The sequence below is a fragment of the Arthrobacter sp. CJ23 genome, assembly GCF_024741795.1.
Lineage (GTDB): Bacteria > Actinomycetota > Actinomycetes > Actinomycetales > Micrococcaceae > Arthrobacter.
The window spans coordinates 342,693-354,925 of the sequence record NZ_CP102950.1; the positions used below are offsets into that span (position 1 = coordinate 342,693).

Annotated in this window: 11 protein-coding genes; 6 read left to right on the forward strand and 5 right to left on the reverse strand. The window is 63.0% G+C overall.

What is annotated here, in order from left to right; genetic code table 11:
- Positions 1-6 precede the first annotated feature (6 nt).
- From NVV90_RS01430 to NVV90_RS01450, 5 genes are all read right to left on the reverse strand, one after another.
- Entirely contained in the window at positions 7-1,260 is a 1,254-nt protein-coding gene (locus tag NVV90_RS01430; RefSeq protein ID WP_258439420.1) for an aspartate aminotransferase family protein, read from the reverse strand.
- A gap of 78 nt (positions 1,261-1,338) precedes the next feature.
- Entirely contained in the window at positions 1,339-2,472 is a 1,134-nt protein-coding gene (gene solA / locus NVV90_RS01435; protein ID WP_258439421.1) for an N-methyl-L-tryptophan oxidase, read from the reverse strand.
- A 3-nt stretch (positions 2,473-2,475) separates the two neighbouring features.
- Positions 2,476-3,243, reverse strand: a complete 768-nt coding sequence (locus NVV90_RS01440; RefSeq protein WP_258439422.1) for an amino acid ABC transporter ATP-binding protein — start codon at positions 3,241-3,243, stop codon at positions 2,476-2,478.
- A complete protein-coding gene (locus tag NVV90_RS01445) occupies positions 3,240-4,127 on the reverse strand; it encodes an amino acid ABC transporter permease (protein ID WP_258439423.1) in 888 nt (295 codons plus the stop codon). The genes NVV90_RS01440 and NVV90_RS01445 overlap by 4 nt, the downstream gene beginning before the upstream one ends.
- Before the next feature lie 56 nt (positions 4,128-4,183).
- Positions 4,184-5,101: an ABC transporter substrate-binding protein gene (locus NVV90_RS01450; RefSeq protein WP_258439424.1), complete on the reverse strand. Its 918-nt coding sequence runs from the start codon at positions 5,099-5,101 to the stop codon at positions 4,184-4,186.
- A 414-nt stretch (positions 5,102-5,515) separates the two neighbouring features.
- On the opposite strand from NVV90_RS01450, the gene NVV90_RS01455 reads away from it, so the two are divergent.
- The 6 genes from NVV90_RS01455 to NVV90_RS01480 are packed head-to-tail and all read left to right on the forward strand — an operon-like array spanning position 5,516 to position 12,232.
- Positions 5,516-6,190 (forward strand): haloacid dehalogenase type II, encoded by a 675-nt coding sequence (locus tag NVV90_RS01455; protein ID WP_258439425.1) that lies wholly within the window; start codon positions 5,516-5,518, stop codon positions 6,188-6,190.
- 25 nt (positions 6,191-6,215) lie between these two features.
- Positions 6,216-7,493 (forward strand): FAD-binding oxidoreductase, encoded by a 1,278-nt coding sequence (locus NVV90_RS01460; RefSeq protein ID WP_258439426.1) that lies wholly within the window; start codon positions 6,216-6,218, stop codon positions 7,491-7,493.
- Between the two features lie 17 nt (positions 7,494-7,510).
- Entirely contained in the window at positions 7,511-9,079 is a 1,569-nt protein-coding gene (locus NVV90_RS01465; protein WP_258439427.1) for an aldehyde dehydrogenase family protein, read from the forward strand.
- The gene (locus NVV90_RS01470; RefSeq protein WP_258439428.1) at positions 9,076-10,185 is read left to right on the forward strand and encodes a tartrate dehydrogenase; all 1,110 of its coding nucleotides are present in this window, start codon (positions 9,076-9,078) and stop codon (positions 10,183-10,185) included. The genes NVV90_RS01465 and NVV90_RS01470 overlap by 4 nt, the downstream gene beginning before the upstream one ends.
- Complete coding sequence (locus tag NVV90_RS01475) at positions 10,182-11,162, forward strand: D-2-hydroxyacid dehydrogenase (protein WP_258439429.1); 981 nt, start codon at positions 10,182-10,184, stop codon at positions 11,160-11,162. Before NVV90_RS01470 ends, NVV90_RS01475 begins: the two co-directional genes overlap by 4 nt.
- 29 nt (positions 11,163-11,191) lie before the next feature.
- The gene (locus tag NVV90_RS01480) at positions 11,192-12,232 is read left to right on the forward strand and encodes an NAD(P)-dependent alcohol dehydrogenase (protein WP_258439430.1); all 1,041 of its coding nucleotides are present in this window, start codon (positions 11,192-11,194) and stop codon (positions 12,230-12,232) included.
- Position 12,233 lies beyond the last annotated feature (1 nt).

Sequence of the window (12,233 nt, forward strand, 5' to 3'; positions counted from 1 at the left end):
CAGGGGCTAGGAGGTGGCCGTTTTGAGGGCCTGGGTGAACCTGGTCAGGCCTGCCTGGATTTCATCGCTGCTGACGTTCAGGGCGGGGATGAGGCGGATGACGTTGCCGTGCGGGCCGCAGGTCAGGAGCAGGAGCTCTTCCTTGATGGCGGCCTGCTGGACGGCGAGGGCGGTTGCCGGGTCCGGGGTGTTGTCGGCTGCGGTGAATTCGACGCCCTGCATCAGGCCCCGGCCGCGGACGTTGCCGATTCCGGTGAACTCTGCCTGCAGTGCGTCCAGCCCTGCCCTGAGTTCGTCGCCGCGCAGCTGGGCGTTTTCCACCAGGTTTTCCCGCTGGATGACGCCCAGCGTGGCGACGCCGGCTGCTGCTGCGACGGCGTTTCCGCCGTAGGTTCCGCCTTGGGAACCGGGCCAGGCCTTGCCCATCAGCTCTGCGGAGGCGGCGATGGCGGAGATCGGGAAGCCGCTGGCGAGGCCTTTGGCGGTGATCACGACGTCGGGCCGGATTCCGGCCCAGTCGTGGCCCCAGAACTTGCCCGTGCGGCCGACGCCGGCCTGGACCTCGTCCAGGATGAGCACGATGCCGTGCCGGTCAGCGCGTTCCCGGAGTCCCTGGAGGAAGGCAACGGGGGTGGGGATGTAGCCGCCGTCACCGAGGACGGGTTCGATGATGAACCCTGCGGTGTCACTCGGGGTGCTGATGGTGAGGAGAAGGTGGTCCAGTTCCTTCAGGGCGAATTCGACGGCGGTGGCTTCGTCCCAGCCGTACCGGTACCAGTGCGGGAAGGGGGCCACGTGCACGCCACTCATCAGGGGGGAGAATCCTGAGCGGAACTTGGTTCCGGCGGTGGTCAGGGATGCCGCCGCGACGGTGCGCCCGTGGAAGCCGCCCTGGAAGGAGATGATGTTGGGCCGGCCGGTGGCCATGCGGGCCAAACGGATGGAGGCTTCCACGGCTTCGGAGCCGGAGGTGGCGTAGAAGACGCTGTCCAAACCCTGGGGCAGGACGTCGCCGAGGAGTTCCGTGAGTTCCAGCAAAGGCTTGTGCATCACGGTCGTGTACTGGGCGTGCACGATCTTGCCCACCTGCTCGCGGGCCGCCGCGACAACGTCGGGGTGGCAATGACCCGTGCTGGTGACGCCGATCCCGGTGGTGAAATCGAGGTACTTCTTGCCGTCGGTCGCGTGGATCCAGCTGCCGGACGCGTGGTCGACGACCACGGGGGTCGCCTGCTTCAGGATAGGGCTGAGTGTTGCCATGGCTTCATACTTTCTTAGGAACTGTAGATTGTCAACAATACGCGATTCGTGTCTCGCCCGAAGCGCCCACGAGTGTCGCTAGATCTTCTTGAATCTTTGGGGTCGGACGAATTCCAGCCCGTCAAATGACCGCTTGCCGAGGGCTTCGCCGGCCGCGATCTCGCCATAGCCAGAGGCCATTTTGAATCCGGCGCCGGAAAAGCCCGTTGCGGAGTAGATCCTGCTGGAGCCGTCGAGGAAGCCCAATAGCGGCTGTGCATCCGAGGTATACAGGTCCGGGAAGGCATCCGAACGCACAATCGACGGGAACAGGCCAGGGAAGAACTCGGTAACGGTCTCCGTGGTCTCCGCAATCTCCGCTTCAGTGAGGTCCCTCGGTACAGAGTCAGCCGCGGGCGTAGGTTTCCCACGCCCGTCAAGTGTGGCTTTGACCGTCACGCCGTCCACGGTTGGCGCGCCATACATGGACCGATCACCGGAAATCCGGATGAAGATGGGGAACTTCTCCGGTGTGAACTGGGCTGCATCCCGGGCGACGAACCACGAGAGGAAGATCCGGCGCGTTTCCGTATGCGCCTTCAGATACCCAGGCATGAGCCGCTGGGACCAGCCACCCGAGGCAACTATGACTCGTTCGAAGGTCCATGAGGTGTCACCTGAGGTGACGACAACGCCGTCGTCGGTTTCCTGGATGCCGGTGATGGGGGTGTTGGTGAGCACCGTCGCGCCGTTGGCCTGGGCTGCGGCAACGGCGGCATTGACCGCACGGTCCGTTCGAAGGGCGCCGCCGTGCGGGTCAAAGACCGCTACGTCATCGGGCCTGAGGTTGTGTTGCGGATAGCGCTCGGCCATCCCCTCGCGGCTCAGGATTTGGTGGTCGGCCCCGTTGATTCGGGTGGTTTCGAGCAGGCTCGGGATGTAGGGGCCGTCAACTGTCCCTATGGAGAGCCCACCGCAGCGGGTCAGGATGTCCTGTCCGGTTTCTGCTTCGAGTTCGGCCCAGAGTTCCCGTGAGCGTTGCAGGATGGGGTAGTAGTCCGGCCTGCCGCGATACAACATGCGGAAGAGTCGTGTATCGCCACCTGCGGCGCTCCTGGCGTGACCCGGGGAGTGTGCTTCGAAGCCGACCACGGAGTCGGTCAGGCGGGACGCTTGCCATAGCGCCATGCTGCCGACGCTGCCAAGGCCGATGACTGCGAGTTTTCCGTCCATGGCTTAGAGGACTTTCTGGAGGAATGCCTGGGTGCGGGCTTCTTTGGGGTTGGCCAGGACCTCGCGGGCGTCGCCGCGTTCGACGACGAAGCCTTCGTCCATGAAGAGAAGCGAATCCGCTACTTCGCGGGCGAAGCCCATTTCGTGGGTGACCACCACCATGGTCATGCCCTTCTTGGCGAGGTCCTGCATGACGGCCAGAACCTCTCCCACTTTTTCCGGGTCAAGGGCGCTGGTGGGTTCGTCGAAGAGGATGATTTCCGGGTCCATGGCCAGGGACCGGGCGATGGCGACGCGTTGTTGCTGGCCACCTGAAAGCTCGGCGGGGTAGCGGTCACCGAAAGCGCCCAGGCCGACGCTGGTGAGCAGTTCCTGAGCCCGTTTGGCCGATTGCTTCTTGTTGGCGCCTTTGACCAAGACCGGGCCGGCCATGACGTTGTCTCGGGCGGTCATGTTCGGGAACAGGTTGAATTGCTGGAACACCATGCCCACGCGGGTGCGCTGCAGCGCGAGTTTCTTCGGGCTCAGGGCATGGTAGGAGGTGTCTGTTTCGTAGTAGCCGAAGTCTTCGCCGTTGACCTTGAGGACGCCGGAGTCCACGGTTTCCAGGCCGTTGATGCAGCGCAGCAGGGTGGACTTGCCGGAGCCGCTGGGGCCGATGATGCAGCAGATTTCACCGCTGGCAATGTCAAGGTCGACGTCCTTGAGGACGGTTTTGGGTCCGAAGGATTTGCGGATCCCCCGGGCGTAGATCGTGCCGTCGTTGCTCATCGTGCGATGCCTTCCGGTGCGGTCAATACAGCCTTCCTGGACTTGCGGGGAATCCGGACGGAGGTATGTGAGTATTTCTGTTCCAGCTTGGACTGCGGGTAGCTCAGCAGCAGGGTCATCACCAGGTACCAGGCGCTGGCGACGATCAGCAGCGGGATGGTTTCGTAGGTGCGGGCGTAGATCAGCTGGGCGCTCTGGAGCAGTTCGGCGACGCCCAGGACGCTGACCAGGGAGGTTTCCTTGAACATGCCGATGACCTGGTTGCCGGTGGCCGGGATGATCGAGGGCATGGCCTGGGGGATGATGACTTTGCGCATCTTCATGGACGCGCTCATGCCCAGGGAGTCCGCGGCTTCGATCTGTCCCTTGCCGACGGAGGAGAAGCCGCCGCGGATGATCTCGGCCATGTACGCGGCTTCATTCAGGGTCAGGCCGATCAGGGCCGCCGTGATCGGGCCCATCAGCGCGTTCACGTCGATCGCCGTGCCGATGTCAGTGAACGGGATGCCGATGGTCAGGTTCGGGTACAGGGCAGCGATGTTGAACCAGAAGATCAGCTGGACCAGGACAGGGGTGCCCCGGAACAAGGTGATGTACGCCCCGGCCGTGGCCGCTATGGGCTTGATGCTGGAGGCCCTCATGATCGCGAGGAAGAGGCCAAGGATCGTTCCCAGGGCCATGCTGGCGACCGTGAGGAAGATCGTGAGCATCAAGCCGCGCAGGATCGATTCGTGGGTGAAGTACTTCGCGACCACTGCCCACTTGAAGTTCGGATTCGTCGATACAGAGACAAGGATGCCCAGGCCAACCAGGGTACAGACCACCCAGGCGATGTATTCAAAGGTGCTCCTGCGACGAAGTCGGGGCTTGAGCGCCGGATCCATCCCGTTCATTGTCGGTGTGCTTCTCTCAATAGTTGCTTGCTTCATCTGTGAACCCACTAGTTCAGCTTGGCGTCGGTGATGGCGCCGGAGTCAAGACCCCACTTCTCGAGGGATTCCTTGTATTCAGGGGTTGCCAGCACGGACTGCAGCGCTGCCTGCAGGGCCGGGGTGAGCGGCGAGCCCTTCTTCAGACCGACGGCGGTCAGGTCGCTGGAGCCGACGTTGACCCGGCCGAGGATGGTGAAGGAGTCCGGCTGCTGCTTGGCGGCCCACGCGAGTGCGGTTGTGTCGTAGAGGATGCCGTCGATCCGCTTGGAGTGCAGCTGCGTCAGGGCTTCCTGGACGTTGGGCAGCGTCACGGCGTTGATCGCCGGCTGTCCCTTGGAGGTGCAGCTCTGCTCACTGAGGGCCGGGAGGCGCTTGAGCTGGCCGGTGGAGCCCTGGGTGACGGCGATGTTCTTCCCGCACAAGGTCTCAACCGTGAGCTTCAGCGGGTTCCCTGCGGCCGCGGCCACGGACGTGCCGGCCCTGAAGTAATCGATCATGTCCAGGACCTTGAGCCGCTCCTCGGTCTTGGACATCGTCGTGGCCGTGAAATCGAAACGTCCGCCGTCAAGGCCGGGGATGATGGTGTCGAACTTCGTGTCCACGAACTTCAGCTTCAGGTCGAGCTTCTTCGCAATGAGCCGGGCGACGTCCGGGTTGAGGCCGATCGGAGTCGAGTTGTCCTCCGCCAGGAACGTCGTCGGCGGGTAATGCAGATCCATGGCGACCGTGAGCTCGCCCTTCTCCTTATACGAAGCCGGCAAAAGGCTCACCGCCTTCTCATCAGGCTGAACGCCCTCAGAGATATCAGTTGTGTTGGACGTCTTGGAGTCCGCGGACTCGCTGTTAGCCGCGCCACCGCAGGCGCTCAAGGCAAGTAGCAGGGCGATGCCCGCTGCCGTGGTCTGTGCCTTAACTCTGGTCTTCATGGTGCTTCCCTTCGAGGGTTTTCAGCTATGGGGTGGGACTGTCACTGGGGGGACGAAATTGATTCAGCGTCTTTCCGAGGCTCCGGGGAGGACCGCAGAGGCTGTGTCTCTAGGGCTGACCTAGGCTGTAATGTGATCCGGATCTCTCCGCCATCTAATGCAATGCAACCCCCTTAACAGTAGATTGTCAACAATTTACAGCAAGTTTTTTCGGGCGGCGTGGGATGAGAATGGTTCTGATCAAGACTCACCAAACTGTTGACAATTTACAATTTGGAGTCTTAGAGTCGTTTCATAAGGCAGGATTCTCCCAGCCCACCGGGCGTATGACCCCCGGTTTAGTTCGCGCTTGTCGACACCTCCATACTCGCGGGGCCAGCCCGCTTCCAGCTCCCGAAAAGAACGGAAACCACCATGGCAGACACCAACTTCCGGCCGAAGTACATCTCCTTTGATGTGTATGGCACGCTTATCAACTTCGACATTGATCCCACGACGCGTCGTCTGCTTGACGGCCGCATCTCTGAAGAGCAGTGGCCGACCTTCAAGAAGCAGTTCCGTGGGTACCGCTTCGACGAGGTCCTTGGCGACTTCAAGCCCTACGAGCAGATTCTCCAGGATTCATTTGACCGGGTGTGCAAGCGGTGGGGCATCGGGCCGACCGAGGGTGCCGGCGCGGCGTTCGCTGAGGCTGTTCGCGGCTGGGCTGCGCACGAGGACGTGCCGGCTCCGCTGAAGCTCATGGGCGACAACTATAAGCTGGTGGCCCTGTCCAACGCGGACGACAGCTTCCTGGACATCAGCATTCCGAAGCTCGGCGCGGACTTCCACGCCGTGTTCACCGCAGAGCAGGCCCAGGCCTACAAGCCGCGTTACCAGGCCTTTGAGTACATGCTCGATACCCTGAACGCCAAGCCCGAGGACTTCCTGCACGTCTCCTCCCACACACGCTACGACATGCACCCGATGCATGACATGGGCTTCCGGAATCTCTGGATGCTGGACCGTGGCTATGACCCCATCGGCGAGGGCTACGACCTCAACACCGTTAAGTCCCTGGACGAGATCAACAAGCACCTCGGTCTCTAACGACTTCGAGGCGAAAGGTCACACCGTGAAACTCATTCCTTATTGGCTGGACACAGCCGAAGCATCCGGAGACTACCGGCAGACTCCGGTACCCGAAAATGTCGATGTGGCAATCATCGGCGCCGGATTTACGGGGCTGTCCGCGGCCCTGGAGTTTGCCAAGCAAGGCGCGAGTGTTGCCGTTTTCGAACGCCACACCGTGGGTTGGGGCGCGTCCGGCCGTAATGGCGGAATGGCGACTACCGGGTTGGCCATCAGCTTCAGCACCGCAGTCAAGCGGTACGGGGCCACCCGTGCAGTGGAGATGTTCCAGGAATACAACGACGCCATCGACACCATCGAGAAGCTGGTGCACGACAATGGCATCGACTGCGATTACAAGCGCTTTGGAAAGCTTTCACTGGCCTTCCACAAGTCCCATTACGAAGGCTTCCTGAAGTCGCAGGAGAAGCTGGCCACCCTGGCCGATCACCATGTCACCGTGATCCCGAAGTCCGAGATCCACAGCGAAATCGGCACGGACTTCTACCAGGGAGCGATGGTTGACCCGCTTGGGGCTGGTCTGCACGTGGGAAAGTTTGTGCATGGCCTGGCTGGGGTGGCTGCTGCCGCCGGAGCGGACATCTGCGAGAACGCGGCAGTGACCGAGCTGAAGAAGGTTTCCGGCACCGTCCATGACGTGCACACCACCCGGGGCATCACCAGGGCCAAGCAGGTCCTGGTCGCCACCAGCGGCTACACCGGCGGAGTTACCCCGTGGCTGCAGCGCCGCGTGATCCCGGTAGGCAGCTTCATCATTGTCACTGACCCGCTGCCCGAAGACGTGGTCAACCGGATCCTGCCCAACCGGCGCCAGGCGTCCGACAGCAAGATGCTGACCTACTACTTCCGGATCACGCCGGACAACCGCCTGCTCTTCGGCGGCCGGGCCCGATTTGCCCTGTCCAGCCCGGACTCGGACGTCAAGAGCGCCGAGATCCTGCGCAAGGCCATGCTCGAACTCTTCCCCTATCTGTCCAACGCCAAGGTGGACTACATCTGGGGCGGCCTGGTGGACCTTTCCATGGACCAGATGGTCCACGCCGGCGTCCATGACGGGCTCTACTACTCCCTCTGCTACAGCGGACACGGCGTGCAGATGGCCGCCCACATGGGCAAGAGGATGGCCCACTACATGGCGGGCGACAAGACAGCGAATGTCTGGGAAGACCTGAAGAACCCGCCCGTTCCGGGCCACTTCGGTCCGCCGTGGTTCCTGCCCTTCATTGGCGCAGCCGCAAAAATCATCGACCGGATCAAGTAAGCAGGATAAGGGTTCCCATGAGTTCGTCAACAACGGTCGCTGAAGCGCGCCCGGAATCTGAAGCGCGCCCGGAATCAGCAGGGGAAACTGCCTACCGGCGGGCAAGAATTGCGGGTCTTCCTGGAGGTGCGTTTTTCGAGGGCCGCTGGCAGACGGCTGACAGGATCCTGGAGGTCCGGGACCCGGAGGACGGTGTGCTCTTGGGCACCGTATGTTCCTCGTCCCCGCAGGATGTGCGCCGGGCCGTTGCACACATTCATCGGCACCTGCAGGAGGATGAGTGGCCTCTCCGGGCCCGCCGCGAGGCGTTGGAACGGGCTGCAGCACTCTTGGCGGAGCAGGCTGTTCGCTTCGCGGAAATTATCGCTGCGGAGAGCAGCAAGACCATCAAAGAGGCCGAACGCGAGGTGCGCCGGTGCATCGAAACGTTGAGGCTCTCCGCTGCTGCGTCAGACGAACTCAATGGTGAGACTCTCGCGTTCGATGACAGCATGGCCGGCGCGAACAAGATCGGCTGGTACAGCCGCAAGCCGGTGGGAATCGTCGCCGCCATTACGCCCTTCAACGATCCGCTGAATCTCGTGGCACACAAGCTGGGGCCGGCGCTCATCGGAGGCAACGGCGTCGTACTTAAACCTTCGGGACGCACACCGCTGACCGGGCTGGCCTTCATCCGGCTGCTGCTGGAAGCAGGTGTCCCTGCTGGCCGCATCGCTGGCATCGTTTCCGGGCCCGGCGTCTCGGAGGCGATCGTGACCGACCCGCTGGTAGACCTGATCTCGTTCACCGGCGGGCCAAAGACGGCGGACCGCATCGCAGCTGCCGCCGGCGCCAAGAAGATCCTTTCGGAACTGGGCGGGAACAACGCCACGATCGTCTGCGCGGACGCGGAGCCGGCGAAGGCAGCGGAGGCGATCGTGGCCGGGGCCTTCGGAGTGGCCGGCCAAAACTGCCTGTCTGTCCAGCGCGTCTACGTCCACATTTCCCTGTTCGAGGACGTCCTCGAGCGCGTCATCGAGGGCACCAGAGCGCTGCGTGTCGGGGCGAAACTCGACCGCGGCACGGACATCGGTCCGCTCATCACCGAAGCGGAGGCCCGCCGGGTGGAGGATTGGGTGGACGAGGCCAGGAACGCCGGCGCAACCGTCCACGTTGGCGGCCAGCGCCGCGGCGCTTTCTACCTGCCGACGGTCCTCACCGACGTGCCCGCGGACTGCCGGGTCATCCGCGAGGAAGTGTTCGGCCCGGTGGTCAGCATCATGCCCTTCATCCAGGTCCCGGACGCCATCCACGCGGCCAACGACTCCGAGTACGGGCTCCAGGCAGGCGTTTTCACCGAATCCATTGACCTCGCGCTGGCCATTGCCGAGAAGCTCCACGTGGGCGCTGTTGTCATCAACGAGACCAGCGACGTCCGGATCGATTCCATGCCCTTCGGCGGTTTCAAGAAATCCGGCGTGGGCAGGGAAGGCGTCAAGCACGCCGTCCGCGAAATGACCGAACCCAAGAGCACCATCATCAAACTGGCGGAGCCAGCCACCCGGTGGCAGCAGCTGACGGGCACCTCAGAAGGAAGTGCATCATGAGTACCCACAAAATCGCGGTGATCGCGGGCGACGGGATCGGCAAGGAAGTTGTCCCGGCGGCCGTCGAGTGCCTTGAGCGGATCGCGCAGATCCATTCCCTGGACCTTGAGTTCACCTATTTCGACTGGGGATCGGACTACTACGCCGAGCACGGGCGGATGATGCCCCTTGACGGCCTGGAACAACTCGCCCGGCACGACGCCATCTTCCTGGGCGCGGTGGGTTCCCCTGAAGTGCCGGATGCGGAATCCCTCTGGGGACTCCTCATCCCGATCCGGCGGGAATTCCAGCAGTACATCAACCTCCGTCCGGTGAAAACGCTCGACGGCGTGAAGTCGCCTCTCGCGTCCAAGGAACCGATCGATATCCTCATCGTGCGCGAAAACAACGAAGGCGAATACTCCGAGGTCGGCGGGCGCACCTACCGTGGGTTGCCGCACGAAACGGCCGTGCAGGAAACCATCTTCACCCGCTTGGGAGTATCGCGGGCCGCGCACTTCGCCGCATCGCTCGCGTCCTCACGGAAGGGGCACCTGACCTCGGCCACCAAGAGCAACGGCATCATCCACACCATGCCGTTCTGGGACGAGGTGGTGGAGGAAACCACCCGTCTCTACCCTGACGTGACGCTCACCAGCGAGCTGGTAGACGCACTGGCCGCCCACCTGGTCCTGAAGCCCTGGACCTTCGACGTCATCGTTGCCTCCAACCTGCTCGGCGACATCCTTTCGGACCTGGGAAGCTCCGTCACCGGCTCCATCGGCGTCGCACCGAGCGCGAACCTGAATCCCGAAGGTGACTTCCCGTCACTCTTCGAACCGGTCCACGGGTCCGCCCCCGATATTGCAGGCAAGGGGTTGGCAAATCCTGTGGGCCAGATGTGGTCCGGAGCCATGATGCTTCAGCACCTCGGCCACCCCGCCGCCGCCGAGCACCTTCAGCTGGCCTTCGAGGCTGTCCTTCGTGAGGGCCTTGGCACCCGCGACGTCGGCGGCACCTCGTCGACGTCGGACTTCACGGCTTCCGTCCTGGCAGCGATCGAGGCAATTGGCGCGATTGACTCCGGTTCGGCAGGCAAGCCGGCGGCAGCAGCAGCGGCGTCATGACGGTCACGGAAGGCAGGCGGCCCGTCGTCGCGGTTTTGTACCGGGAGGCCTTGCCGCCGCGGCTGGACGAGATCGAAGAGTTGGCCGAGGTCCGCCTCACGAAGGCGGATGGACTGGCTGAGGCGATGGCCGGCGCCGATGTTCTGTACCAGTGGCATTCGTTCTCGCCAGCCCTGAAGGAAAACTGGGATGCGGCGTCGTCGCTGGAGTGGGTCCACGTCTCGGCTGCGGGAGTCAGCCAACTTCTGTTTGACGGGCTGATCCGCAGCAACATTGTCTACACGAATTCCCGCGGGATCCTCAGCCGGGCCATTGCGGAATTTGTCCTGGGTTTCGTGCTGGATATGGCCAAGGACGCCCAGGGCTCGTTCCGGTTGCAGCAGCAACAGCGCTGGCAGCACCGCGTGACCCGGAAGATCCAGGGCCAACGAGCACTTGTGGTGGGCACAGGCTCCATTGGACGCGAGACCGCGCGCCTGTTCCGCGCCGTGGGCATGGAGGTCAGCGGGGCCGGGCGCACCGGTCGCCCACAGGATGACGACTTTGATGTGGTCTACTCCTCCAAGGACCTGGCCAGTGCGGTGCAGGACTTCGACTATCTAGTGCTTGCGGCTCCGTTGACCGCAGCTACCAAAGGCCTGGTGGACGCGGACGTCCTTGCGGCGATGAAACCGTCCGCGCGCCTCATCAACGTGGGGCGCGGGGAGCTCGTCCAGACAGACGCACTCACCGAAGCCCTGGTCTCAGGATCCATCGCCGGCGCTGCCCTCGATGTTGTGCACCCGGAGCCTCTGCCTGAAGGGCACCCGCTCTGGGACATGGGGAACGTGATCATCACCCCTCACATGAGCGGCGACACCGAGGACTACCTCGACGATCTCGGCAAGCTGTTCGTGGACAACCTCCGGCTCTTCATCGAGGGCCGGCCACTTCAAAACGTGGTGGACAAGTCCCTCGGATTCGTTTCCGTTCCCTGATCTTCCATCCATCCACAGAGGACCCCGCCATGCCCACTGTTGCCAAAGCCTATGTGGCCACGTCGGCTACGGAATTGCGGCCCGGGCTCATTGAACGCCGTGAACCCGGCGAGTTTGAAGTTCGGATTTCCATCAAGTTCACAGGTATCTGCCACTCCGATATCCACACGGCAAGAGGCGATTGGGCAGGAGTCAAATACCCGGTGGTTGTTGGCCATGAGATTGCCGGCGTCGTCGAGGCCGTCGGGGCCAAGGTAACCCGCCACGCCATCGGGGACCGCGTTGGCGTGGGGTGCTTCGTGGATTCCTGCCGGGAATGCGTCAACTGCTTGGCCGGGGAGGAACAGTACTGCCTGTCCGGATCGCTGAGCACGTACAACTCGACAGGGCGCGATGGCCTGCCAACCGCCGGCGGATACAGCACCAGCATTGTGGTGGATGAGAATTATGTCCTGCGGATTCCTGAGGGCATTTCACTCGAGGCTGCGGCACCGCTGCTCTGCGCCGGAATCACGATGTATTCGCCGCTGCGCACCTGGGGTGCTGGTCCCGGGAAGAGAGTGGCCATCATCGGCTTGGGCGGGCTGGGCCACATGGGCGTCAAGATTGCGTCTGCCTTGGGTGCTGATGTCAGTGTGCTTAGCCAATCACTCAAGAAGCAGGAGGACGCCTTCCGCTTGGGGGCGAATGGATACTATGCAACATCCGATCCCGGCGTCGTCGACGTTCTCAGCGGGCACTTCGACCTGGTCATTAACACGGTGTCGGCCGATATCGACGTGGACCGGTACCTTTCGTTGCTTGCGGTTGACGGTGCGTTGATCATGGTGGGCCTACCGTCGGAACCGGTGACGTTACGCGTCTGGTCGCTGGCCGGGTCCCGGCGCACTCTCGCCGGGTCCAAGCTGGGCGGTATTGCGCAGACGCAGGAAATGCTCGAATTCTGTGCGGCCCGCGGCTTAGGTGCCGACGTGGAGGTCATTTCCGCCGACAAGATCAATGACGCCTTCGATCGGGTGATCGCCAGCGACGTGCGGTACCGCTTTGTGGTCGATGCAAGCACCTTCTAGG